This window comes from Prevotella sp. S7-1-8, from assembly GCF_000758925.1.
GTDB lineage: Bacteria > Bacteroidota > Bacteroidia > Bacteroidales > Bacteroidaceae > Prevotella.
In genome coordinates this window covers 63,043-89,051 of sequence record NZ_JRNC01000033.1, presented here as the reverse complement: position 1 = coordinate 89,051, position 26,009 = coordinate 63,043, and the positions used below count along the sequence as shown (strand labels likewise).

General features: G+C 50.0%; 22 protein-coding genes and 1 tRNA gene. 4 read left to right on the top strand and 19 right to left on the bottom strand.

Annotated elements, in window-relative coordinates; translation table 11 throughout:
• Positions 1-163: 163 nt before the first annotated feature.
• The 11 genes from HMPREF1640_RS05745 to pckA form a co-directional block, all read right to left on the bottom strand.
• Positions 164-1,711 (bottom strand): YifB family Mg chelatase-like AAA ATPase, encoded by a 1,548-nt coding sequence (locus tag HMPREF1640_RS05745; RefSeq protein WP_036893139.1) that lies wholly within the window; start codon positions 1,709-1,711, stop codon positions 164-166.
• A gap of 37 nt (positions 1,712-1,748) precedes the next feature.
• The gene (locus tag HMPREF1640_RS05740) at positions 1,749-2,747 is read right to left on the bottom strand and encodes a DUF4369 domain-containing protein (RefSeq protein WP_036893134.1); all 999 of its coding nucleotides are present in this window, start codon (positions 2,745-2,747) and stop codon (positions 1,749-1,751) included.
• A gap of 70 nt (positions 2,748-2,817) precedes the next feature.
• Complete coding sequence (locus HMPREF1640_RS05735; protein WP_036893133.1) at positions 2,818-4,494, bottom strand: lipopolysaccharide assembly protein LapB; 1,677 nt, start codon at positions 4,492-4,494, stop codon at positions 2,818-2,820.
• A 19-nt stretch (positions 4,495-4,513) separates the two neighbouring features.
• Positions 4,514-4,599, bottom strand: a tRNA-Leu gene (locus HMPREF1640_RS05730).
• 168 nt (positions 4,600-4,767) lie between these two features.
• Positions 4,768-5,313, bottom strand: coding sequence for a hypothetical protein (locus HMPREF1640_RS05725; RefSeq protein ID WP_036893131.1), 546 nt, complete (start codon positions 5,311-5,313; stop codon positions 4,768-4,770).
• A 16-nt stretch (positions 5,314-5,329) separates the two neighbouring features.
• Entirely contained in the window at positions 5,330-5,740 is a 411-nt protein-coding gene (locus HMPREF1640_RS05720) for a hypothetical protein (RefSeq protein ID WP_036893129.1), read from the bottom strand.
• 66 nt (positions 5,741-5,806) lie between these two features.
• Positions 5,807-6,439 (bottom strand): orotate phosphoribosyltransferase, encoded by a 633-nt coding sequence (gene pyrE / locus HMPREF1640_RS05715; RefSeq protein ID WP_036893127.1) that lies wholly within the window; start codon positions 6,437-6,439, stop codon positions 5,807-5,809.
• Between the two features lie 119 nt (positions 6,440-6,558).
• Positions 6,559-7,266: a ComF family protein gene (locus HMPREF1640_RS05710; RefSeq protein ID WP_036893126.1), complete on the bottom strand. Its 708-nt coding sequence runs from the start codon at positions 7,264-7,266 to the stop codon at positions 6,559-6,561.
• Positions 7,256-7,753, bottom strand: coding sequence for a regulatory protein RecX (locus HMPREF1640_RS05705; protein WP_036893164.1), 498 nt, complete (start codon positions 7,751-7,753; stop codon positions 7,256-7,258). The genes HMPREF1640_RS05710 and HMPREF1640_RS05705 overlap by 11 nt, the downstream gene beginning before the upstream one ends.
• 70 nt (positions 7,754-7,823) lie before the next feature.
• Complete coding sequence (gene prmC / locus HMPREF1640_RS05700; protein ID WP_036893125.1) at positions 7,824-8,714, bottom strand: peptide chain release factor N(5)-glutamine methyltransferase; 891 nt, start codon at positions 8,712-8,714, stop codon at positions 7,824-7,826.
• A 758-nt stretch (positions 8,715-9,472) separates the two neighbouring features.
• Positions 9,473-11,086, bottom strand: a complete 1,614-nt coding sequence (gene pckA / locus HMPREF1640_RS05695) for a phosphoenolpyruvate carboxykinase (ATP) (protein WP_036893123.1) — start codon at positions 11,084-11,086, stop codon at positions 9,473-9,475.
• 271 nt (positions 11,087-11,357) lie between these two features.
• Between pckA and upp the strand changes: the two genes are divergently transcribed.
• On the top strand, positions 11,358-12,017 hold the full coding sequence (upp, locus tag HMPREF1640_RS05690) for a uracil phosphoribosyltransferase (protein WP_036893120.1): 660 nt from the start codon (positions 11,358-11,360) through the stop codon (positions 12,015-12,017).
• 475 nt (positions 12,018-12,492) lie between these two features.
• Here the strand turns inward: upp and HMPREF1640_RS05685 are convergent, their stop codons facing one another.
• Together HMPREF1640_RS05685 and HMPREF1640_RS05680 are read right to left on the bottom strand one after the other, a co-directional pair.
• Positions 12,493-13,548, bottom strand: a complete 1,056-nt coding sequence (locus HMPREF1640_RS05685) for a 2-oxoacid:ferredoxin oxidoreductase subunit beta (protein WP_052051719.1) — start codon at positions 13,546-13,548, stop codon at positions 12,493-12,495.
• Between the two features lie 30 nt (positions 13,549-13,578).
• Entirely contained in the window at positions 13,579-15,477 is a 1,899-nt protein-coding gene (locus tag HMPREF1640_RS05680) for a 2-oxoacid:acceptor oxidoreductase subunit alpha (protein ID WP_036893118.1), read from the bottom strand.
• A gap of 1,058 nt (positions 15,478-16,535) precedes the next feature.
• Here HMPREF1640_RS05680 and HMPREF1640_RS05675 point away from each other — a divergent pair.
• Positions 16,536-17,102 (top strand): hypothetical protein, encoded by a 567-nt coding sequence (locus HMPREF1640_RS05675; protein WP_052051722.1) that lies wholly within the window; start codon positions 16,536-16,538, stop codon positions 17,100-17,102.
• Between the two features lie 63 nt (positions 17,103-17,165).
• Entirely contained in the window at positions 17,166-17,567 is a 402-nt protein-coding gene (locus HMPREF1640_RS05670; protein ID WP_036893115.1) for a hypothetical protein, read from the top strand.
• A 124-nt stretch (positions 17,568-17,691) separates the two neighbouring features.
• Here HMPREF1640_RS05670 and HMPREF1640_RS05665 read toward each other — a convergent pair whose 3' ends face one another.
• Positions 17,692-19,353 (bottom strand): nucleoside kinase, encoded by a 1,662-nt coding sequence (locus HMPREF1640_RS05665; protein ID WP_036893112.1) that lies wholly within the window; start codon positions 19,351-19,353, stop codon positions 17,692-17,694.
• 251 nt (positions 19,354-19,604) lie between these two features.
• Between HMPREF1640_RS05665 and HMPREF1640_RS05660 the strand changes: the two genes are divergently transcribed.
• Positions 19,605-21,293: a Na/Pi cotransporter family protein gene (locus HMPREF1640_RS05660; RefSeq protein WP_231565846.1), complete on the top strand. Its 1,689-nt coding sequence runs from the start codon at positions 19,605-19,607 to the stop codon at positions 21,291-21,293.
• Positions 21,294-21,424: 131 nt separating this feature from the next.
• Here HMPREF1640_RS05660 and HMPREF1640_RS05655 read toward each other — a convergent pair whose 3' ends face one another.
• The 5 genes from HMPREF1640_RS05655 to argS all read right to left on the bottom strand — a co-directional run bounded on the left by HMPREF1640_RS05655 (position 21,425) and on the right by argS (position 25,702).
• The gene (locus HMPREF1640_RS05655) at positions 21,425-21,790 is read right to left on the bottom strand and encodes a DUF1893 domain-containing protein (RefSeq protein WP_036893107.1); all 366 of its coding nucleotides are present in this window, start codon (positions 21,788-21,790) and stop codon (positions 21,425-21,427) included.
• A gap of 453 nt (positions 21,791-22,243) precedes the next feature.
• Positions 22,244-22,537 (bottom strand): transcriptional regulator, encoded by a 294-nt coding sequence (locus tag HMPREF1640_RS05645; RefSeq protein WP_036893099.1) that lies wholly within the window; start codon positions 22,535-22,537, stop codon positions 22,244-22,246.
• Between the two features lie 2 nt (positions 22,538-22,539).
• The gene (locus HMPREF1640_RS05640; protein ID WP_036893098.1) at positions 22,540-23,181 is read right to left on the bottom strand and encodes a hypothetical protein; all 642 of its coding nucleotides are present in this window, start codon (positions 23,179-23,181) and stop codon (positions 22,540-22,542) included.
• Positions 23,182-23,387: 206 nt separating this feature from the next.
• Positions 23,388-23,849: an RNase H family protein gene (locus tag HMPREF1640_RS05635; protein ID WP_036893097.1), complete on the bottom strand. Its 462-nt coding sequence runs from the start codon at positions 23,847-23,849 to the stop codon at positions 23,388-23,390.
• Between the two features lie 35 nt (positions 23,850-23,884).
• Positions 23,885-25,702 (bottom strand): arginine--tRNA ligase, encoded by a 1,818-nt coding sequence (gene argS / locus HMPREF1640_RS05630; RefSeq protein ID WP_036893095.1) that lies wholly within the window; start codon positions 25,700-25,702, stop codon positions 23,885-23,887.
• Positions 25,703-26,009: the final 307 nt, after the last annotated feature.

Here is a 26,009-nt window from a genome sequence, read left to right as displayed (position 1 = left end):
AAAACAAAATAAAGGAAGCAATCATGAAAATCGAAAAATCAACAACCTTTTCAGGCAGCTGACGAACTGGATTTTGCGCCATCGGCTTGTTGTGGAACTTACGGAGTCCTTTTTGATAATAGCGTGTCCATGTCTTCAAAGCCCCATGGCCTAACCCAAAAACTTAAAGCTCTCGCTCCGCCCAGTTTCCACGATCAAGGTTGCGATAGCCGATGGCCTCAGCCAAATGCTCGGAGCTAACTTGGTCAGAGCCTGCAAGGTCGGCGATGGTGCGCGCCACCCTGAGGATACGAGTATAGGCTCGCGCGGAGAGCGACAGTCGCTCCATAGCCATGCGCAGCAAGTCGAGGCTTTCAGCGTTTGGCTCGGCGTAGCGATGGATCATGCGCTCAGTCATCTGAGCGTTGCAGTGTATATCCTTGCAATCCTTAAAACGTTCGGTCTGTATGCCACGAGCGGCGATAACCCGTTCGCGAATTTTCACGCTCGGCTCGCCCGGCGCGGCTTTTGATATATCCTTGAATGGCAAGGCTGCTATCTCGCACTGTATGTCTATACGGTCAAGCAGCGGCCCACTGATCTTGTTGAGATATTTCTGTATTTGCCCTGGCGAGCACACGCAATGATGGGTCTGATCGCCGTAATATCCGCAAGGGCATGGGTTCATGCTGGCCACAAACATGAAGCTGCATGGGAATGTGACGGTGTATTTGGCTCGGCTGATATTAATGGCTCGGTCTTCCAACGGTTGGCGCAGCACCTCCAAAGTGTGCTTGTTAAACTCCGGAAGTTCATCGCAAAACAACACGCCATTATGCGCGAGGCTAATCTCCCCGGGCATAGGGTTGGTTCCACCACCCACGAGAGCCACCTCTGAAATGGTGTGATGGGGAGCGCGAAACGGTCGTTGGGAGATAAGCGTGGACTGCCGAGAAAGTTGGCCAGCGACGGAATGTATTTGCGTGGTCTCCAAACTCTCTGACAATGTGAGCGGTGGAAGGATGGAAGGTAAGCGTTTGGCCATCATCGACTTGCCACTGCCAGGCGGCCCTATCATTATGAGGTTGTGCCCACCGGCAGCCGCCACCTCAAGCGCACGCTTCACGTTCTCTTGGCCTCTCACATCGGCAAAATCAAGGTCAAAATTGTACTGACGCTCATAAAATTCCTTGCGCGTGTCAACGACAGTAGGCTCTCGCGCTATCTCCCCTCCGAGAAACTTGATGACATCGATCATCGTTTCCATGCCGTAAACCTCCAAATGGTTTACCACGGCAGCCTCGCGCACGTTGGCTTGTGGCACGATGAGTCCTTTATAGCGCTCGGCTCGTGCCTTGATGGCTATGGGCAGCACACCTTTGGCGGGTTGCAAGGTGCCGTCAAGGCTCAGCTCGCCCACCATCATGTAGCGGTCAAGATCGGGGGTGGTGATTTGGCCGTGAGCCGCGAGAATGGCTATCGCCAAGGGCAGGTCAAAGCTGCTGCCCTCCTTGCGCAAGTCGGCGGGTGCCAAATTGACTGTGATATCAGCTTTCGGAAAATGAAAACCATTGTGCAACAAGGCCGCTGCAATACGGTCCCTGCCTTCTCTCACAGCCTCGTCTCCAAGACCAGTGAGATGGTACATCACACCTTTATTCAGGCTCACCTCTATCGTAACCGGCGTGATCTCAAGACCATTTACAGCCGCACTGTATGTTTTAACAAGCATGATCGAACAGTTTTTTCATCGGTATCCATATGTAACGCTATAAGCTCTGGGCTATTTTTTCCTCAAGTTCTTTGCTGGAAAGCGAGCGGCCTATAATGCGTCCATCCTTGACAAGTATATTGTCGGGCACGCTCAGCATGCCCAATTGCCGTATGATTTTGCCGGCAAACATCGCTCCGTCGCAAATGTTGGGCCATGAGGCACTATCGTTTTGCAACGCTTTCTTACAATCAACCTTGCTTGCTTCAATGGCTATTGACAAGACTTTAAGTCGGCCCTTGGCTTTCTTGCGTGACCTTTGGATGGCGCGCAACTGGTCCATGCTGTCATAACTCCATGATGCCCACGTGCAAATCACGGCTACACCAACCGACAAATCTGATGAGGCCACACGACGGCCGTTCATGTCAAATGACGTAAATATGGGGAGTTTAGAATTGACAGATGCGCTATTCATGTTCTTGATGTTCTTTGCCAACTGTGCCAACTTCGTGTTTGTGGGTTGCTTGGCGAGCATCGTTTCTATCAATTTATAAGCTTTTCGATAGTCTGGCTGGGGGGTGGCAATGAAATATTTCTTAACGAGATAAGCGCCAACAGGCGATTCTGGATGGTCTTCCACGAACCGCTCCACGTGTTTTTTGATTTCGGGTGGCGTCTCGTTGGATATTTGGGAGCGAAACTTGGTCATTGTCTCATTGGCCTTCGTGCCCTCCACCGTCAGCTCTTTCAGGTGCGACGCGTCTCCTTTCACGCTTGCGTCCTTGCCAGGTTCAGCAAATATGGGCTGCTCGGAGAAATTGGGAAACACAAGCATAACCGTGGTGGGACGCTCGCAATCCATCTCGTAGGTAAACCGCCCACCCTCCACTTTGACAGTGTCGATGCCGTTTATCAGCCCCATGTCATCGTAAACGTAGAACTCGCCTTGGTTGATATTGAGTATGTGCCCTTTTATTTTGAAGCGTTTTCCGTTTATTCCGCAAGAACACAGCGATAGCGCAATGACAAAGAGCAGGAGCAAGCGTTTATACATATTGATTGAATTTAAAAAGCCTTCTGCCTATCCGGCAAAAGGCTTTCAAGTCATAAATGGAGAAAAAGGATTATCTATAGTTGGAGAACTCAAGGTCCTTGGCCGCGTAGGCTGCCAATTCCGGATTTGCCGCAGTGGCCTTTTGGAGATAATCTTTGGCGGTGGCGGTGTTGCCTTGACGGTTGAGGGCCACAGCCATGAGATAATCGGTGAGCGAGTCTCTATGCTTAATGCCTTTGAGTGTAGCCACGGCAGCCGCGTAATCTTTGTTGAGAATTTGGGCCAACGCGGCGCTGTTCGAGCTGGCATCGCCAAAGTTTTTCACCGCGGTGGCGTAATTTCCCTTGGCTATATTCAAGTTTCCTATCAGCTCGCCAAAACCGTTGGCGTCAATGGCTTTGGACAGATTGCTCTCGGCGCTTTGCAGCTCTCCGTTCCTCAAATCGATTAGAGCGAGGTTGGCATAGGCTTCCGGAGCCTTGGGATTCTTGCTTAACGCTGTCTGAATGAAATCTTTCGCGCGCCTCATGTTGCCTTCGTTAAAAGCGAGAGCGGCCAAATTATTGAACGCGCGGTAGTCTTTGTCGTATATCTCCGCGGTTTTCTTGTAGATGGCTTCCTTGCCGGCAGCGCTTGCCTCCAAGCTTGCGAAGTAAAGCAACTCATCAGGGCTCAGGCGAGCCGGATCGTTGGAATATTGTTCCTTTATTTGTTCGTCAGAGCGCCCAATGGTCTCATAGTTGATGACCAGTCGGCTGCGACGCAACTCCGGCAAAATACCATTGGCCAACTCCCGGAAGCTCGCGCTCATGTTTCTGATTTGTTGCTCGCGCTGTTCTGGGTCTTTGTACATTTCAAGCACACGCAGTATTACATCCCTGTCTTGTATGTTGCTGGCCTGTACCAAGCGCTTAAAGCCGTCCCAATCTTGGGCTGTATAACGCGCGTCCACGCATGAGCCGCCCAACTTGGCGTCATTGAGCTGCCTCTTCACGTAGCTCTCCGAGCTGCCTTTTCGTTTCTCCGCGAGCTTATCGTTGAAACTGAAACCACCCTCCGGAGAGGCGTAGGCGCGCACCTCCACGTTTCTAAGGTTCAACCCCTCGCGGTCTATATTGATTTGTTTGAGCATTTGCACAAACTCTTGCACAGAGTTGTTCTTAAGCTCACTCTTGCGCAAGTTGGCTTGGTTGACGAGAAATTTGATGTTGGCCTCGGTCTTCATGGCTTTCACGCGCTCAAACGAATCGGGGGCGATGCAGCCTCCGGCGTTCATCAACGCCTGCCTGTACAGCTCCGATGTGGCCAACACTCCCGTTGCCACTTTGACCGCGGGCACTTGCACCTTCTTTTTGCCCAATCGAGCGTCAAACGTTAGATACATGTCGCTCTGTTGCATCTCGGGCAAATAATCGAATGAGGTCTTCATGGTGTAACGCCCTCCCACCTTGTAAGATATGGTTTGGTCGTTGCCCATTACTTTCTCACCTTGGAACACGGCACTTTTCCCTTTGGCAACCTGTCCGTTGCCATAGCGCAACTCTGGAACGACCGTAACCACGGCCTTCCTCTTCATATATTTGGCTGGAAACACACCATTGATGATTGCTGGCACCTGTCCGCCCTGTGTTTCAAGCGGATTGGGAGTAACCGTGAAATTGTCAGCCGACAACGGTCCCAACTTGGAACATGAGCTAATGGCAAGCAACGCGATAACAGAAAGAGAGCTAATAAAAAGGTTTCGCATAATAAAAAAAATTAGGAAGTGCCGCGAACGGGACTCGAACCCGTACAGCCATTACTGGCCAAGGGATTTTAAGTCCCTCGTGTCTACCAATTCCACCATTGCGGCAACGGTCTAAACCATCAAAAACAACGACCACCAACATCCAACACCCTTTCCCGACGAAAGCGAGAGAAACAGCCTTGGAGGCACTTGGCACCGTAAAATCTTGTGCAAAGATATTGTTAATTATTCAGAATGCCAAAGGTTTCACACTATTTAAGAAAAGATTTCGGCTCATATATTCAGCACGCCATACGGTCCAGTGGTGGCAGCTCGGTAACGCGTCAGTTTTTTGCCGGCGGGCCCCAAACGCACTATCCCGTCATTGTTCAGGTCGTATTGGCGTTTGCAGGCGCCGCAAGTGGCTATGCCAAACTCGTTGACGGCAAGCTTATGGCTCCTGCGCGGCAATGCGTTCAAGTCGAAGCAATTGGGACATTCGCAGTCGTAAGCATAAAAAAACGCGTCCGCGGACATGCCATATCCCACGATAATGCCATTGTTTTGTCCCAAAACGTTTCTACGCCGCTCGTCCACGGCCAAAATGTCACAACGCGAAATTGCCCCTTGATTACTTGCGAAAACAAACTGTTTGCCCACGATAGAAATGGTGACGAAAACTCCCGAGTGACGCGTCATCGCAGCAGCCAATGTGGGATCGTTGCGTATGGCGTTGTCAAAATAAAGCCTGCAATAGCTCCTGCTATATTGCTCCTCGGCAGGACCACAAGCAGCAAGCAAGCCAACAAGGCAGAACAGTATGCCCAAACGCTTTTTCATGCAAATGCGTCCATGTCTATTCGTAACGTATCATCTGAATCACGTCGGCTATCTTCTCCAACGCTTCTTGCAACGGTTTCTTGACCATGCCCTTGATAAAAGGGTTTAGCTCTATCTTGATGGTCAACTTTATTTTGCTCGTGGTTTCGGTAACGGGCAAAATTTGAATCCAAAAATTGAAAGGCAATGGGCTTTCCTTGGTTTCAAACTTGATGGTTTTAGGCTCTTCCCTATCAACTACCGCTAATTTCACAGCTCCCATCGGCGTGGATACTGATATGCTGTCGCTATCAAAAGACAAGTTTTCCAGCTTGTCCTCCGGCAACTTATCCTTCACCTTATTAATATTGTTGAGATCGCTCAACATGCCGTAAACAGACCGCTGGGGATAGTTTACCTGTCGAACCGTGCTTTCTAACTTTGACATTTCTGTTATTTTTTCTTTGTTTGCAACATACGCAAGGTCGTCAAGACAAGCGTGCAAGTTTACGTATCATTTGCGCCATTCCGCAGGCGCCTCGCGCCATTCGCGCAACGTCTCCATATCGCCCTCCTTGACATATCCAGTCTCTCGAGCCACCTCCACAAGATGCTCGTAGTCGGACAATGTGACGAGTTCCACGCCACTCTTGCGAAAAGCCTCGGCGGCAATGGCGAAACCATAGGTGAAACCGGCCACCATGCCCACCACCTCAAAACCTGCTTGCCGCAAGGCATCGACGGCTTGGAGCGAGCTTCCCCCCGTGGATATCAAATCTTCCACCACCACCACCTTGGAGCTTGCAGGCAACGTGCCCTCTATCAGGTTGCCCATGCCATGATCTTTGGGTTTGGAACGCACATAGCAAAAGGGCAAATTCAGGGCGTCGGCCACCAACGCGCCTTGCGCTATGGCCCCGGTGGCCACACCAGCCACAGCATTGGCATTGGCAAAACGCTCCTTGATGACATTGACCAAGCCTTGCTTTACGAAGCTGCGCAAGTCTGGGTAAGACAACGTCTTACGGTTGTCGCAATATATGGGAGACTTCCAGCCTGACGCCCATGTAAACGGAGCGTCTGGCTGCAACTTGATGGCCTTGATGTCTAACAGGCGTTTGGCGAAATCTTTTTTGTAGTTGTCCATCTGTCAATGTTTGTTTTGTATGGCCTTTTGCGCCCCAACTTGTTTATCAGGCACAAAAGAACGATGTTCACGACGCAAAGTTAACGTAAAATAGCGAAAACGCAAAGGAAACCCACCATTTATATTCCGGGTGACACAAACGCTATCGACGCCACGCTGATTTTTACACCTTCAACTTGTTCCATGCTATTGGCGCAAGCGGTTATGGTGGCCCCGGTCGTTACGATATCGTCCACTATGAGCACGTGGCAATTACTTATTTTGTCGGCGTTGACCACCTTGAACGCATCCTTTACCCCCTGATTACGCTCCCAACGGTCTTTCTTGGTTTGGCTGCCAACAAAGTTTTCCCGGGCCACCACACCCGGCGCCACTGGTTTGTGACACACGTCCGCCATGCCTTGGGCTATGAGCTCGCTCTGGTTATAGCCTCGCTCTCGCCGCCGATCGGGACTCAAGGGTACCGGAACGATGATGTCTATATCGTCGAAGAAACCGGACCCCTCCAACTCTTGTCCCATCAATCGTCCCAAAGCCCATCCCAAATCGGGTTGATGAAAATATTTCAAGCGGTAGATGGGATAAGAAACCTGCGACCCACCATCGTGGAAAAAAATCGCCACAGCCTTTTGCAGATGCTCCACCCGTCCCCAAAAACATTTGGCCATTTCATTGTCTCGAGGACTGTCCACATAGTTAGTGCGGGGCAATCGCAAGTTACAGCACAGGCAAATGGTGTCTTCCTCCGCCGCTAACCGTCGGCCACAGACACAGCATGTGCGTGGGGCGACAAGGTCGAAAAAACGTTGCAGCAAACTAACTCTCATCCTCCAACATAGCCTCGTTGGTCATCTCATTGATACATTGGCATATGATACCCATATCAAAACCACGCCCTAAGGCATATTTTATGAACTTCATGCTCCGCTCATAATCGGTATTGGCCTTGATAGTATGCCATTTAGCGTTGAGCAAAGAGCTCAATGCCTCTATGTAATCGGCATCAGGCACTGCGTCGAGTATAGGCGATGATACCTCCGATGGCACATGCTTTTGCCACAAAGCTTGCTCTATCTTTCGCCGTCCCCATCGGTTGTATTTCACTTTATCGTTCACGAAGGCCCTGCAAAACCGCTCGTCGTCCACAAATTTGAGTTCCATCAATCGGTCAATCACCGCTTGGCGGTCGTCCGCGCTTAGTCCCCAAACGCGCATTTTATCGTCAAGCTCGCCCGTGGAACACTCCCCACGCATACAGCGCTTGGCCAACCTGGCCTCGGCTTCTTGGACGGTTATCGAATGCGATGCTCTCATATTCTTCGGTCTTTCTATTTGTTGCGCTCCGCTTGGCATTCTTGGTGACGCTCACGCCAAGCGCAATAGTTTATGCCTTGGCGAATCGCGTCTTACAAAATCTACGCTTGCCATACTCGTCATTCATTATTTCCACATCCACAAATCCCATGTATTGCAGCATTTCTCGCATCTGCTCGGCAAAGCGTGGGTTTATCTCAAAATAGAGCGTGCCATCCTTTTTCAGGGCGCTCATGGCATACGTGGCGATGGCACGGTAGAACAGCAGCGGATCGTCGTCGGGCACGAAGAGAGCCGTATGTGGCTCATGGTCGAGCACATGAAGGCTCATGTCAGTACGCTCGCTATCAGAGACGTACGGAGGATTGGACACGATGACGTCCCATTTTTCCTCGTCATGAGGCGCGCGGAGTGCGTCTTGCAGTTTAAAATCTATGCGCGCGCCGTACCGCTTGGCGTTAGCCCGCGCCACCAACAAGGCATCCGCCGATATGTCCCACGCCGTCACCTCCGGCCGAAACAGGCTCATGGCCAGCGTCACGGCTATGCAACCGCTGCCTGTGCCAATGTCAAGCACCCTCAAGGGCAGTGGCGGTTGTAACGCACAGACAGGTCTGTCATGGTCGGCCACCACCATGCGGCATAGCTGCGCGGTCTCGGGTCGCGGTATCAACACACACGGTTCCACGATGAGCCGCCGCCCACAAAACACGCTCTCGCCTATGACATATTGCACCGGCTCGCCTTGTAGCAGGCGTGTCATCATGGAGTCAAGCCGCCGCCTGTCATCGGTGTTCATCCGTTCCAACGCCCCAGCACAGATATCGGCCATCGTCATGCCAAAAATGTCTTCGAGCAGAAGCCGTGTCACGGCTTTCGCCTCGCCCTCGCTATTGCCATACACAGGCATCAGGGAGCGCCACAACGATTGGAAAGAAAAGTGAATGGCTGGTGGTGTCATGAGTGTCGAAAGTTTTCGTCAGGGCGCAAAGTCGATACCCGACGCACCATGGCGGAATGATCAATAAGCGTTGACAAAGTTACTGAATTATTTTGTACGCAGCACTATTGGCGCCGTATATTTTAAAAACTTCGCCTCATGTGCCGTTGGCGCGATGTTTTTGGCGCGCCAAAGTATACACCCCACGAATTACCATTAGGCAGCGTGCACGTATATTATAGATGCCCAACGACAACCACCGTTTCCATTTGACACGCGCGCAATCTATGGTTTAGGTCAATGGCATAGCCGGCTTGTATGGGGTTGGAAAAGCCATGCCGTACACTTGCATAGCGTACTTGCCATTAACGGGCTTGGCGACGTTGGGTACGCGATACCGACCCATATATAAACAAAAAAGACAATATGATCACTCACACTGTCTTTTAGGAAGAATAATGTTAATGGATATCAGCATTGCCTAAGCAATAATACTAAGAACAGTCATAAAAAATGACCTAAACTGATATTCCAGCTGATTCAAAATCTAATAACATAATCCTAATCTTTACCTTAAAAATCTATCAAACTACTAACCTAATGAAACTTTATGTGTATCTTCTCACGAAGACAATGCAAAGATAAACATTGTTTCCGTACACACAAAATATTTTTGCAAGTTTTAATAAATATATCACTTTGTTACATTTAGGCTAAATACAAAAAGCCCATTCACGATGGAACGGGCTTTTTATATTATGTATTACAAATTCGGCAGCTTAAAGCTGGGGACCAGCGGCCACGAGAGCCTTGCCTGCTTCGTTTGTGGTATACTTGTCAAAGTTCTTGATGAAACGCGCGGCGAGGTCCTTGGCTTTCTCCTCCCACTTGGAAGCGTCAGCGTAAGTGTCGCGTGGATCAAGTATCTCGGTAGCCACACCTTCAAGCTTTGTAGGTACCACAAAGTTGAAATAAGGTATGGTCTTGGTAGGAGCCTCGTCTATAGAGTGGTTCAAGATAGCGTCAATGATACCACGTGTGTCGCGGATGGAGATACGCTTGCCGGTACCGTTCCAGCCAGTGTTCACCAAGTAAGCCTTGGCACCGTTCTTTTCCATCTTCTTAACCAGCTCCTCCGCGTACTTTGTTGGGTGCAACTCGAGGAAAGCTTGGCCGAAGCAAGCGGAGAATGTAGGCGTAGGCTCAGTTATGCCGCGCTCTGTTCCGGCGAGTTTGGCGGTGAAGCCGGAGAGGAAGTAATACTTGGTCTGCTCCGCGCTCAAGATAGACACGGGAGGCAACACGCCAAACGCGTCGGCGCTCAAGAAGATCACCTGCTTGGCGGCGGGACCAGCCGAGATAGGCTTAACTATATTCTTGATGTGGTGTATTGGGTAAGAGACGCGGGTGTTCTCGGTGCGGCTCTTGTCCGTGAAATCAATCTTGCCATTGTTGTCCACAATAACGTTCTCAAGGAGAGCGTTGCGCTTGATGGCATTGTAGATGTCAGGCTCAGACTCTTTGTCAAGGTTGATAACCTTGGCATAGCAACCACCCTCGAAGTTGAACACGCCGTTGTCATCCCATCCATGCTCGTCGTCACCAATGAGAAGGCGTTTGGGATCGGTCGAAAGGGTTGTCTTGCCTGTGCCGGAAAGCCCGAAGAAGATGGCGGTGTTTTGGCCGTTCTTGTCTGTGTTGGCGGAGCAGTGCATGGACGCGATGCCCTTCAATGGCAAATAGTAGTTCATCATGGAGAACATACCCTTCTTCATTTCGCCACCGTACCATGTGTTCAAGATAACTTGCTCTTTGGTTGTAACGTTGAATGCCACGCAGGTCTCAGAGTTCAAACCGAGCTCCTTGTAGTTTTCAACCTTGGCCTTGGAAGCGTTGTAAACAATGAAATCGGGCTCTTGGTCCAACTCTTCTTGGTTGATAGGACGAATGAACATGTTAGTTACGAAATGAGCTTGCCAAGCCACTTCCACGATGAAACGAATCTTCATGCGAGTGTCTTTGTTGGCGCCGCAGAAGCCATCGACAACGAACAGACGCTTGTTAGAAAGCTCCTTCTTGGCCAATTCGTTCACAACCTTCCAAGCGTCCTTGGTCATTTTGTGGTTGTCATTCTTGTACTCGTCGCTTGTCCACCATACAGTGTCGTGAGAATTTTCATCGTCCACGATGAACTTGTCTTTGGGCGAGCGGCCGGTATAGATACCAGTCTGCACACATACAGCGCCTAATTCCGTCTCCTGACCCTTTTCAAAGCCCTCAAGACCTTCCTTTGTCTCTTCTTCGAAGAGAGTCTCGTAAGTGGGGCAGTAAACTACCTCGGTAGTACCAGTGATACCGTACTTTTCAAGCACAGATTTATTAAACTTTGCCATTTCGTTAAATGTATTTAAGTTGTAAAAGTGATTATATCCTTGTTATGTTATTTGCAAAGTTAACAAAAAGTGGGCGTGTGAACAAGCATTAACCGTGAATTTTTCGACAACGCAAACCTTTTTAGGTTAAAGATATTAAAAATAAATATGCCCAGAACTTATTTGTCATTTAGGCTTTGCAAAATTAATCCGTTTTGCTAACTTTGCAATCGCAAACAAATTAAGGCAGAGACTTCTATGCCTTTTCCACCAAAGAAAATACCACAACATTATGGAAATTATCAATCTGTCGGACAAGAACAGCATCATTGGGCAGTACATGGCCGAAATTCGAGATGTCGAATATCAGAAAAATCGTCTTTTATTTCGAAACAACATTATGCGCGTTGGTGAATTTGAGGCTTTTGAGGTGTCGAAAAAGTTGGATTACACGTCCAAGAAGATTGCCACGCCATTAGGCATCTCAACTGTTCTCGTGCCGTCTGACAAGATTGTCTTGGGCACCATTTTTCGTGCCGGGTTACCCTTTCACCAAGGTTTTCTCAATGTGTTTGACCATGCTGGCAACGCGTTTGTGTCCGCTTATCGCGAGTATACCGATGCCGAGCATCGCGAAGTGGATATTCACGTGGAGTATTTAGCCACGCCCAGCATGGACGAGAAGACATTGGTCATTGTCGACCCGATGCTCGCCACGGGTGGCAGCATGGAGTTGGGGTACAAGGCTTTTCTCACCAAGGGAACGCCCAAGCGCATCCATGTGTGCTGCGTGATAGCCACCCCGGAGGGTATCGCGCACGTCAAGCAAACGTTTCCCGGCGACAAAACCACCATTTGGTGCGCCGCCATCGACCCCGGACTGAACGAGCACAAGTATATCGTGCCCGGTTTTGGCGACGCCGGCGACCTGTGCTATGGCGACAAGATATAAGCGCGCGCCGCGACATGCCGCGACAATGGCGCAATCGGCCTTTGATTGTCGCGCGCGCTGTCAATGTTCTTTTTAATGCCATCCAACAGGGTGGCAACATCGAGGCGGGCCATCAAGCCAAATGGCTCGCGCGGTAGCGCGTGGCCTTAAAAACGTCTTGGCGCGGAGGGGGCTGCGCGTTATGGGTGTTCCCGTTCGCGTTTTTTCGAATGTCTCCTGCCGAATTGTCCTTTCCCATTTGCGTTTTCGCCGCGTTGGCAATATCGCCAGGATTGCCGACATTGCCCGGCCTGCCTTGACAGTCCTTGTCGTGGGCGTTTTAAGGACGGGCCGCTTTCATGCCGCTTGAAACTTGGCGCCTCAATCAACGCGCCCTGCGACATATTGTTGCAGGGCACTAAACGAAAGCTTGCGTTGGTTAGTTCTCAAATCTTTCAAAACCGCGAGAAAGGCTGCCAGGCAGTCTGCCGCCAGATTATTCTGTCACCTCCCAAATATCGTTGGTCTCCAAGAGCTCCTCAAAGCAGTGGTAAGATTTTTTCTGTTTGATTTCTTCTATCTGCATATTCACGGCTTCGTCATAACAAGGAGCCTCTACGTCGCGTATCACGCCGAGCGCCACCGGGAATCCATGCTCGTTATCCATCATGGCGAGCTTGAGTTGCAGCGTGTCGTCCTCGCGATGAGCGTCGTGCACCAACACGTCGTCCATGGTGTAACCGTTCTTGCCTATTTCCACCACTTTTAGCGCAAATCCATCCTGCACCAATCCAAACTCCTTGTTAGGGCCGAACACCAACGGCTTGCCGTGCTCCACATAGATGGCGTTATTCTTGCGCGCGGTAGAAGAGTAAACGGAGTCATGGATGCCGTTGTTAAAGATGACGCAGTTTTGCAACACCTCGCACACGGCGGCGCCTTTGTGATGATGGGCGGCCTTGAGCATTTCGACGGTGTGCGAAATGTCAGAAGCGACGGTGCGCGCAAAGAATTTTCCGCGCGCGCCAAAACACAGCTCCGCCGGCCTGAACGGTTCCTCAACCGTGCCATAAGGACTCGATTTAGACACGAAGCCAAACGGGCTGGTCGGCGAGTATTGTCCTTTTGTCAAGCCATAGATGCGATTGTTCAACAAAATCATGTTCAGGTTCACGTTTCTGCGCATACAGTGTATGAAGTGGTTGCCGCCGATAGCCAGCGCGTCTCCGTCTCCACTGACTTGCCAAACAGTCAGTTTGGGGTTCACGATTTTGGCTCCCGTGGCTATGGCCGCGGCCCTGCCGTGAATGGTTTGCATGGCGTAAGTGTTGACGTAGTAGGGCAGTCGGCTTGAGCATCCTATACCGGATATTACCGCCGTCTCGTATGGCGCCACTCCAATTTCTGACATGGCCTTTTGCAGCGCGTTCAAGAAGCCGTGGTCTCCACATCCGGGACACCAACGGGGTTGCCCTTTCTTATAATCTTTGGATGTATATTTTACTTCGGCCTTTTGTTCGTTTATGGCCTCGGCTTGAATGTTTTCTTCCATTGTGTCTTCAGATTTAAAGTGTTAATCGGTCTATTGCAGCATGCGCGTCTCAAAGTCGAGGCTCACCTTGTTGGAGTCTTCGTTGGTGATAAGCGCCTCAAAAGATTTTACCAATTCATTCACTACGAAAGGCTGTCCCATCACCTTATTATATTGATAAGGCGAGAATTCGTTTATCCTGATACGCAGCAAGGCAGCCAACTGGCCGAGATTTTGCTCCGCCACCACCACCTTTTCATATTTGCTCAGTTCCTCGGCCGTGTTTTTAGGCAATGGGTTGACATACCTGAAGTGGGCCAACGCCACCTTGTGCCCTTTCTTTTGCAGTGCCACCATAGCCGAGTGCAAATGCCCATAGGTGGAGCCGAAGCCCACAATGAGCAGTTCCGCGTCGTCCTTGTCGCCCTCAATCTTCAGGTCAGGCACTTTGATACTTGAAATCTTGTTGTATCGCAGGCGTACCATCTTGTCGTGGTTGGTCGGTTCCGTGGATATGGCGCCCGTAGCCCCATCCTTTTCCAGTCCGCCGAGGATATGCGTGTAGCCTTCTGTCCCGGGTATAGCCCAATAGCGCACGAAGTTTTCAGGGTCGCGATGATAAGGTGTGTATTTGTATTTTTGACTTTTTGTCGCATAGTGCGGATTAATCTCCGGCAGCTCGCTCATTTGTGGCAGGCGCCACGCTCCCGAGCCATTTGCCACGTAAGCGTCGGACAACAGCACCACGGGCGTGAGGTGTTCAAGGGCTATCTTGGCGGCCATGTAGGCGGCCTCAAAACAGTCGGTCGGACTGATTGGGGCTATAATGGGCATCGGGCTCTCGCCGTTACGGCCATATAGCACCTGCAACAAATCGGTTTGCTCACTCTTTGTGGGCATGCCAGTCGATGGGCCACCGCGCTGTACGTCTATCACCACCAATGGCAACTCGTCGATCACGGCCAAGTTCATGGCCTCGCTCTTCAGGCATATACCCGGCCCCGAGGTGGATGTGGCGGCCAAGGCGCCCGCGAAAGCAGCGCCGATAGCGCTGGCGCAACCGCTAATCTCGTCTTCGCATTGCACCGTAATCACTCCCATTGATTTGTGTTTGGCCAACTCGTGCAGAATGTCGGTGGCTGGCGTGATGGGGTATGAGCCCAAGAACAGTTTCAAGCCGGCGCGCTCGGCGGCGGCCATCAGGCCGTATGCCGTGGCCTTGTTGCCGGTGATGTCCATGTATCGGCCTGGTCTTTTATGTTTAGACTCTATGCGATAGGTGTTGGGCACCGACGAGTGGGTGTTGGTGCCATAGTCGTATCCCGCTTTAGCCACTTTGATGTTGGCCTCGGCAACGGCTGGTTTCTTGGCAAATTTTTTGCGAAGGTACCCGGCCAACAGGTCGATGTCGCGGTTGAAAAGCCAGCAAACCACTCCCAAGGCGAACATGTTGCGACATTTCAGCTTAGACTTGTTGTCCATGTCCGTGTCTTCCAAGCACGATTTTACCATGCTGGTTATGGGGCATGCCACGACGTTGTCGGGGTCTATGCCCATCTCCGACAAATAGTCATCGGTTTTAAATTCCGCTTTTTTAAGGTTGTCTGGCCCAAAAGAGTTGGTGTCGATAATAATTGTTCCCTGTGGTTTGAGATATTTGTACTGTGTCTTCAGCGCGGCGGCGTTCATGGCGACCAACACGTCGCACTGGTCTCCCGGCGTGTACACTTTGCCTTCTCCCACATGAATTTGGTATCCAGAAACGCCTGTCAGCGAGCCTTGCGGAGCGCGAATATCCGCTGGATAGTCCGGAAACGTGGAAATATCGTTGCCGACTGTTGCTGAAATTGTGGAAAAAATGTTACCGGCTAATTGCATACCGTCGCCGGAATCGCCAGAAAATCTCACAACGACACTCTCCAGTTCTTTCACCTCTAATCCATCTGCCATAGTATTTTTTTAATTTATAGGTTTACATGCATGTTTGTGTAACTTCTACGCCTGTCATAGGCCGGACACGCATTCAAGTTGTATATGTTTCATCTTTGGTCGTGGCAAAGTTAGGGTAACTTTCGGAGATAACAAAATAAAAACAGTATTTATTATACATGTTTTCACTTTTGACCTTAAAATTGTTGTTTTATGGTGATACTTAGGAAGTTTTACAGGCCGCCGGTCTCTTGATAAAAAACAGGCCGCGTTACGGTTTTCCCATAGCGTCCAATTTTATTTTGCCATTGGGACGGCGCCTTGGCCCGACAGCGCCTTGACCCGACGGCGCGCGTAGCATGGCGGAAAGGGTGATGGGAAGGCGCAAGGATAGCGGAGGTTGTCTATTTTGAAAAGATAAGACAAGCCGCTGTTTACGCTTGGCTTATTTTCAAACAATGGCATGCTTGGTCGCAAATACGCCAAAAACAAGCCAAGTACACAACTGCCTATGTTTTAATATTTTACGAGGAAGCGAGCATTTTGAAATCCCTCATTGGCTGCCCACAGGCTGTCATTAAGCCTTAATCATGACATGTTCCGGCATTAATCGCCGTGCGACCAAACCTGATTCGTCATGCCTTTAAGTCCTATACATGGCGCGAATAGGTATCAATTGCCTATTCAGATTGGAGCGACCATGCGAGAAAAGTTCATTCGGGCGTGTTTTTTCGGATTTCCAATCTCTGTAGCGACCTTGTCCGGAGTGTTAAAATTTGGTTAGTTTTTTTGACATTTATGTATGTTCGCCGCCGGTGTCTCGTCTTGACGGTGTTTATTTAAAAAAAACACTCTCATACCCTGTCATGTTTTAGCGCCTTTGTGCCGCTATCATTTTGTCATGCCGCCGATTATTCTTATTTTTGCAAAAAAAGCATGCCCCCAACCGTCGCGCGCGCGGAAACACCAAGCCTGCCCATGGCATTTGGTTTGCCGGCTGGGCTAATGTCGACAACGTGAGCTATCAATGGCAGAGCGTGACACGTGGGCATTGTGTCTTATGGGAAAGAAATAAAAATATGAAAGTGATGTTTTTTATACAGTCAACGGTTTGTTGCGCCTTGCTATCTTTGCTTGGTGTCATTGAGTGCCAAGCCCAAACCGATGGTGGACTGATGGTCGAGGTGGGCGGAGCGTCCACCACTTTAGGACTGTATTACGACTCAAGGTTTAATGCGGACACACGATGGGGTGGACGATTGGGTGTGGCATACGCCACGTCGAACTCTCGTCGTTTTTTCAATGTTGGGCCTGACAAAACCACAGGATGGAGTATTCCGGTAGCCGTCAATTATCTAATTGGTTGTAAAGATCATCACGCTGAGTTGGGCGTGGGCTTGAGTTATGGCTGGTACAAGTGCAAAATCAGCCACGCCAATGGTTGTATAGTGGAAGAAGACCGTGATGGCGCCTTCTGTTTTATAGACGTGGGCTATCGCTATCAGCACGCCAACGGCGTCATTCTACGTCTTGGCATCAGCCCGGGCATCGCCGTAAAGCAGTCTGACGAGTTGGGTGTTTCGAACGATGGCGTGAATAGAGGCATGGTGGTATATCCATATATCAGCGTGGGATACAGTATTTGAAGAGCGTGAAATGGGTATGACGAGCATGGCGTTCTATCCCATGCACCTTAAAAAGTCAAAGATATGTTACAACGAGATTATTTCATTCGGCTTATCGAAGAGTTCCAAGCCGCGCTCGCGCGCCTGCTCCACGTGAGGCAAGACGACAAGCGAGACGACATGATACGCGATCTTTATCGCCAATACGTGGGCAATTACGACGACCTTAGAAACCTTGCCGTTGACGAGATGATGATTTACGGCAAGGAGCGGTGGCGCGAGGACCAACGTGTGGAACGCCTTAATTTTTTGGCCGAGCTGCTCTATGCCGAAGCTGAGTACAAGACCAATCCGTTGCGTGGCATGCTAATGGACAAGGCTTTCAAGCTATTTTCATACGTTGACTCGCACTCTGGCGTGATGTCGTTGGACCGACGACAAAAGATGAAAAAGATCTCGCGCGAGATAGGTTCCGCAAAAGCGTAGTTGCCGCAACGCTCCTTATCGGCCGTGGCGCGTGCGTATGGTGCCCACATCTCGGTAGCACTCCTCGCGCATGGGTCGCTCTCTGGTTGGCGAGAGATGGTCTCGCCAGAGCTTGTCGCACTCTCTAATATTTGAAAGAGCTACCTCCAAGAAACTCCCGCAACAGGCTTGTGGGCGGAATGTCTCTGTTTGGAATGGGATGGAAATACTGCAAGAACTTGCTCAGGCGGTAGGCTTCGGCGTGCTCTTCACAGTTTTCGGGCACCAGTTCCAACAGTGGTTGGGCCTGCTGGCGAATGACGGCAAGCTCGAAAATCATCGCCGAGTTGAACATGGCGTCGGCGTTTTCTTGATAGGGAAAAATCCATTTGTTCTCGCCAGCGCGTACGGAGGGCCATCGCCTGATAGTCTCTTGCGCGCTCACTCCACGATATTTGTTGTCGCGAACAATACGCCTGAGCAATCGGTTGTCGGTGGTCGGGATGTAGTTGTGGTCGTCAAGCAGGATGGTGGTTAGCGCCGATACATAGACGCGGTACTTCATTTTTTCGGGTATCGCGGCCGTGAGTTCCGGGTTAAGGGCGTGTATGCCCTCCACGATGAGCACGTGGTGGTCTTCCAATTTTATTTTTTTGCCACTCGACTCGCTTGTTCCTGTTTGGAAATTATACTTAGGAAGCTCTATTTCCTCGCCATTGAACAGGGCGTTAAACTGGTCGTTTATGAGCGGAAGGTTCAAGGCATGGATGCTCTCATAGTCGTAATCGCCGTTCTCGTCTATCGGTGTGCGCTCCCGATCCACAAAATAATCGTCAAGCGATATCTGCAGCGTTTTCATGCCATTGGCCAACAATTGTATGCTCAACCGTTTGCAGGTGGTGGTCTTTCCCGATGATGATGGTCCTGCCAATAAAACCAACTTGACATCCTCGCGCGCCGCTATGTCGTCGGCGATCCGCGCTATTTTCTTTTCTTGGAGAGCCTCGGAAACGTGTATCAAGTCGGTGGAATGCCCCTCTTGCACTTTCTCGTTGAAATCGCCCACTGTTCTTACCCCCATTATTTTCTGCCATCTGTGGTGTTCTTTGAATATCTCGAACATCTTGTCTTGTTGTATAATTTCCGGCAATATGCCCGGATTGCTTTTGTCAGGCACGCGCAATAGCAATCCATCGTAATATTTTTCCAACCCGAAAAGGTATATCATTGAAGTGTTGGTGAGCAGTGAACCGTAGTAGTAGTCCACGTAATCGTCAATGGAGTAGTATGTGGTGTAGATTTTTCCAACGCTCTTGAGCAACTTCACCTTGGCCTCATCCCCTTTTTTCTCAAACATGCCGATAGCGTCTTCCGTGGGCACTTGATGACGGGCAATAGGTATTTTGGCATCGATAATCTGTTGCATGCGGCCGCGAATGTTGTCAACATCGTGCCGCGAAATGGGCCGGCCTATCTGCAAATCCACGTAATAGCCATTGCTTACGGGTATGTCTATGACCACCTCGCTGCCCGAATACAAATCGTGAACCGCCTTGCACAGCACGAAAAACAGCGTCCTCGCATAGTTGCGCGAGCCCGAGCCCGATGTCATGTCCAAGTATTCCACATCCTTGTTGTGGTACACCCGGTAGTGCATGCCCTCCACTTTGTTGTTCACCTTGGCGCAAATTGGTCCATAGTCCATGCTTAGTTTCATCATGCGGAAAGCCTCGGACAACGTGGTGCCAATGGGTACCGCTATCGTTTTATGATTGTTTTTGCAGCGTATCAGTATGCTTGGTCTCATCGTTTTTTTCTTTTAGTTTCTCCAAAGGTATGCAATCTTTTATGAATGGCCAACTGCCCTGTATCATAAAAAGGTTAAAACACCACTAAATAGAGACTTTGTCTCATCAAATTCACTTTATTGTATACCCTCGCGTTAAATAAAAACGATAAAAGCGAGGGGTTATGACACTTTTTATTAACTTTGCAATATAATTGTATTACCTATTTCATAGTATCAACATGATAGGCGAAAGCTATTTGTTAATCTTTATGAAGGTACTCGGTTCGCTTGCCCTTCTCATTTACGGTATGAAGGTAATGAGCGAGGCCCTTCAAAAAATGGCCGGGTCGCAACTGCGACATATCCTTGGGGCCATGACCACAAACCGTTTCACCGGCATGCTCACCGGTACGTTTATCACCTGCGCCGTACAGTCGTCATCAGCCACGACGGTCATGACCGTGTCGTTTGTCAATGCCGGATTGCTCACCTTGGCACAAGCCATCTCGGTTATCATGGGCGCGAATATTGGCACCACGCTCACGGCATGGATTATGTCTCTTGGGTTCAAAGTGGATCTCACGATGGCTGTTTTCCCGGCGTTTCTCATCGGCATCGTGCTGATATACACCAAGAAAAGCAGGTACGTGGGAGACTTTTTGTTTGGTATCGCCTTTCTGTTCCTCTCCCTTGTGCTGCTTAGCGAGGCCGGCAACGAGCTTGACTTGGCCCACAACCAAGGGGCTATCGATTTCTTCTCCAGTTTCGACACAAGCAGTTACCTCTCCATTTTCATCTTCTTGCTTATCGGCACCGCCATCACCTGCATGGTGCAAAGCTCCGCCGCGGTGATGGCCATCACCATATTGCTCTGCTCCACGGGAGTGCTGCCTATCTACTTGGGTATCGCGTTGGTCATGGGCGAGAACGTGGGCACCACGGCCACGGCCAACCTCGCGGCCCTCGGGGCCAACACGCAAGCTCGCCGCGCGGCGTTGGCCCACTTGGTATTCAATGTGGTGGGCGTGATTTGGGTGCTTTGCTTGTTTTACCCTTTTGTCAACATGGTATGCCATTTGGTGGGATACGTACCGGGAAGCAACAGCTACACATTGGACGAGAAAGCCGCCATACTGCCCATAGTGCTTGCCGCGTTCCACACATGCTTTAACGTTACCAACACCATCTTGCTCATTTGGTTCATACCTCAAATAGAGAAGGTGGTGTGCTGGCTCATCAAGCCCACCGCCAATGTTGAGGAAGAAGACTTCCGCTTGCGTTTCATACAAGTGGGTATCATGAAAACTCCTGAGCTCTCAGTGCTGGAGGCGCAGAAAGAGATCATGAGTTTCGCGGAGCGCATACACCGCATGTTTGGCATGGTAAGAGAGCTGTTGATGGAGCGAGACATGGACAAATTTAAGAAAATATATGCCCGTATAGACAAGTATGAGGACATATCCGACTCCATGGAGATAGAGATAGCCAAATACTTGGACCAAGTGAGCGCTGCCCATCTTAGCGATGACACCAAAGGAAAGATAAGATCCATGCTCAGACAAATATCAGAGCTTGAGAGCATAGGCGACTCGTGCAACAACATCGCGCGCACCATACAGCGATGCAGAACCAACTCAGAAGATTTTATCGAGGCACAATACGACCACCTGCACCAAATGTTCGAGCTGACAGACGACGCCCTTACCCAAATGAACATATTGCTTAACGGCTACAAAAAAGATCTTGATGCCACGCGTTCATTCAACATAGAAAACGAAATAAACAATTATCGCAATCAACTTCGTTCCGAGAACATCACGGACATCAACAACCACGCGTACACCTACGCGGTGGGCACAATGTACATGGACATTATACAAGAGTGTGAGAAACTTGGCGACTACGTGGTGAACGTGGTGGAATCGCGCATGGGCGTGAAACAAAATTTGCCTGAATAGAAGGTGACACGGCGTGGCATAATGGCCGCACGCACAAGCTAACAATAAAAACTATACTGAGCGATACTGGGGAGTCGACCCTCGCACGGTATAGTTTTTATTGTGGCATAATGCTCAAAGAGCATTCATTTTCAGCACATAGCCAACTCTTCTTTTTCCAATTCGCCCAACTTCTGCCATATACGCAAGAAGGTGGCATGGTCTACTCGTTTCTCGAAACTTACCGCTATGCCAGCGTCGTGCAGCACATCATAAGCTTGTTGCGATATTACATCGGCATAAACTTCGGCTACGTTTCCTTCTTTCATCATTCTGGCCGCTGACCGTCCAACGGCTTTCACGGCTACCTTGGCATCCAAAAATAGCTCTGGCTCGTCATTGATGATATTGTATAGACGGCGCACGCCATGACCGTCGAAAGCGCGAATGTTTCCCTCGTGCAAAATAGCGAGCGAACATCGCTCGGTGTGTAGCGTGTCTATCAGTTCCTGCATCATAAGTCTTGAGAGTTTTAGGTTCTTTTCGCAAATATATGAAATTTATTTGAGGTAAAACATTTTTAGCCACAAAAATGATATGTAAATCGCGCGGTCAAACCACCAATGCCATGTCAGAATTTAAAAAAGACGACGCACAACAGTGAGTGTCGCGCGGCATTTACAGTTGACCTATACTCTATGCGCAGCTTGTTCGAGTGTATTTCATCCATCCATGACATTTCAGCCAGTCGCAAAGGCAAGACATCCTATGCGTCACACCGCTCTCTTCTGGGCGTTTGATAGGTGTTGATGGCGAGGCAACGGCAAACGGCATCCGTTTCTCCGATCTTGGCATGACGCGCTACGTGGGTCGCGCGTTGCCAGCGACGTTCTATATGATGAGGCTTGGAAAATTAGAAAAAACGGCAAGACCATTGGTCAATGGCCTTGCCATTTTCACGTTTGTAGTGACTACTTGGCAACATCCTTGATGTAACTGCCAAGCGCTTCGACATACTCCGAAAAGGCATCGCGGCCTTTTTTCGTCATCCGGCAGATGGTGGACGGCCTGCGACCTCGAAATGTTTTTTCAACGTCGATATAGCCCGCCTTCTGCAACTTGTCTATCTGCACGCTGAGATTGCCCGCCGTGCTGCCCGTCTTTTCCTTGATATAAGGGAAGTCGGCCTCATCGATGCCGATAAGAATGGACATAACAGCCAAGCGCAACTCGCTGTGCAATAATGGGTCTAATGGCCTGAACATAATTAAGCCTCCCTCAATTTGATGATAATGCCAGGCACTACCAACCCTACGAGCGATGCCGCTGCCAACACAACCATCTCCATTGGACCAATCAAAAACAAGGCGAGCACGCTGCCCACAGTGCCCGTTATGAAGCTGCATATGGTGATGGCCTTGCTGGCAAGCACCTTGCCCGTAATCATTCCAGCCACGCCCATCGACATGATAATGATGGCGGTGATGGGTATGTAGGCGTTGGCACCGAGGGCGACGCACGAAGATGTGTCGATGATCAGGTTTTGGCAGAAGCCCATAAACACGCCAAGTATAAAACCTATGCAACTGGCAGTGATGCCAAAACTGCTCCAAACCTGCAAGATAGTCTTGCTAACGAATGTTTGTGGCAATCGGGGTCTGTTCTTGTTGACGAGATTATCCACAATCGCCACCAATCCCAATAGTCCCCAAAAGCCATTGGCGCGAGGTCCCATTGAGGTGTTTTGCCACAAGTGTCCCACTACAAGGGCGATAACCGTGACACTCAAGCCCCAAAGCAACAAGCCTCGCCACATGCCCCGAGTAATTTCAAGGCGACTTTCCTCAATGGTCTTGCGGATGAGGTTGAGATTTTGTTCCGCAGTCAATTTTTCGTTCATCGTTTCCATAATCTTTGCTTTTTAGGTGGTTAAAGAATGTTTGTTGTTATTTTCTCATTTTGTAAACCACGAGTAAACAGGTTGGATCCATCACCTCTCCCAATGCTTTATGTTGCAAAGATAAACAGGTTTATAATATAAACCAAATATTTAACGCCCTATTTTTCACGCCTTGACGTTAAATATTGTGAACGAAATTATTGATTAGTGGTTTATTACTTGTTGCCGAAATCGGCTGGAATCTCGCCCCAATGCTTGGTTTCCCACTTAATGATGCGAGTTTGCACGTTGTGAGCGCGCAGCCAATGTTGCGCACGGTCGATGATGTTATAGAGTGTCTCGGTATTGGCATCGCGCTCCAACTTGGTTTTGCATTGCTTTTTTCGCACCCACAAAATGGCGTTGTATGAGTCAGAATAGATCACTTTGTCCTTGATGCCGCGCTTGTCCATCAGTGCCAAAGCGTGCACTATGGCCAAGAACTCGCCTATGTTGTTGGTGCCTCGCATGGGGCCGAAACGAAACACCTCGGCTCCCGTGGCAAGGTCCACGCAGCGATATTCCATAGGCCCGGGGTTGCCGGAGCAAGCGGCATCCACCGCCCAAGCATTGGCTTCCACCTCTGGGGGGAGGGGAAGCACGGTGTCTTGGCGATAATCAGGAGGGTTGACAAGCATGGGCAAATCAATGTGTTTGAGATAGAACGAGCTGCCTACATGCGCTCGGGCACCTCTATGCCAAGCAGCGACATGCCGTTTTTGATGGTCTTGGCCACGTTCTTGGCCAATACCAGACGCGTGACTTTCTCCTTGGGCGTGGCGGCGTTGAGTATGCTGTAGTCGTGGTAGAACTGGTTGAACTCTTTCGTCAACTCGTAACAGTAGTTGGCGATACCCGCCGGATTGTAGTTGTCGCCAGCGTCTTTCACCGCCGTCTTGTAATCGTCCATCTTTTGCACAAGCGCTATTTCCTTCTCGTTGAGTGTGGTATCCTCCGGTAGGGTGGCAGGCAAGCCGATGCCATCGGCCTCCGCCTTGCGTAGCACGGAGCGTATACGGGCGTAGGTGTATTGGATGAATGGGCCGGTGTTTCCGTTGAAATCGATCGACTCCTCGGGGTTGAACAGCATGTTTTTGCGTGCGTCTACCTTGAGGATGAAGTATTTCAGGGCGCCCAGTCCCACTATGCGAGCTATCTCATTCTTCTCCTCTTCGCTCATGTCGGCAAACTTGCCAAGCTCGTCACTGGTTTTGCGCGCGTCGGCTATCATCGTGTCGATGAGGTCGTCCGCGTCCACCACAGTGCCCTCGCGGCTCTTCATCTTGCCGTTTGGAAGCTCCACCATGCCGTATGAGAAGTGCACGAGGTCCTTTCCCCAAGCGAAACCGAGACGGTCAAGCAGGATGGATAGCACTTGGAAGTGGTAGTTCTGCTCGTTGCCCACCACGTAGATCATCTTGTCAATGGGATAGTCTTTGAAACGCAATGTGGCCGTTCCAATGTCTTGGGTCATGTAAACACTGGTGCCATCGGCGCGCAACAAGAGTTTTTGGTCAAGTCCGTCGCTGGTGAGATCGGCCCATACGCTATTGTCATCCTTGCGAACAAACAGGCCCTTGCGCAACCCTTCCTCCACCTTTTGCTTACCCACCAAGTAAGTGTCCGATTCGTAATATATCTTGTCGAAGCCCACGCCAAGCGCCTTGTAGGTCTCGTCAAAGCCCTCGTACACCCAGCTGTTCATGGTTTTCCACAGCCGGCGCACCGCCTCGTCGCCCTGCTCCCATTTCACGAGCATGTCATGCGCCTCTTTGATAAGTGGCGCGTCGACCTTGGCCTTTGCCTCGGCTTGCTCCGCGTCCATGCCGGCCGCCGTGTATTTGGCTTTGAGCGCGGCCACCTCCTCACGGTAGTGCTTGTCGAAAGACACGTAATAATCGCCAATAAGGTGGTCTCCTTTCTTACCTGTTGAGGCTGGCGTCTCTCCATTTCCCCATTTTTGCCAAGCCAACATCGACTTGCAAATGTGTATGCCCCGGTCGTTCACGATATTGGTTTTTACCACTTTGCGCCCATTGGCCTGCTGTATTTGCGCCAAGCTCCAACCTAAAAGGTTGTTTCGCACGTGCCCCAAGTGCAGGGGCTTGTTGGTGTTTGGCGATGAGTATTCCACCATATAGAGCTTACTGTCGGCCGTGACAGGCGTCTCGCCATAACGATCATTGGCGTTGATATCGTTGAGCAGGCTCGCCCACGCTTGGGGAGATACGACGAGGTTGAGAAATCCTTTCACCACGTTGAAATCTTGCACAGCGTCACAGTCGCGCTTGAGCACCTCGCCTATCTGGCGCGCGGTGTCCTCGGGTTTGGCGTGAGAAACTTTCAACAAGGGGAAAACCACCAAGGTGAGATGTCCCTCAAACGTTGCCTTGGTTTTTTGTAACTGCACCATTTGGGCAGGCACGTCTTGTCCGTAGAGTTGCTGTATGGCTCGACACGCCGCGTCGAAGATATGCTTTTCTATATTCATCGTTATAGCTTCCTGTATATATAATATTATAATGTGTGATGCAAATTTACAAAAAAGATTATAGATTATGGGGTGACAGGAGCTTATTTTTGCCTTTATGCTTGCGCCTTAGATATTCATGCGCTATTTTTTCATGTCTCGTACCTGTGGCGCACGCACGCGCAAATTATCATAAGAACCAAACAAATGGTGACAAACTTTATGTTATCCTCTCCTTATTCCATTTTCTCCATAGAGCCAAATAACCCGTATGGAGTTCGCGAACCTACGATTTTTATTATTTTGGTTACACAAAAAAAGACATTCC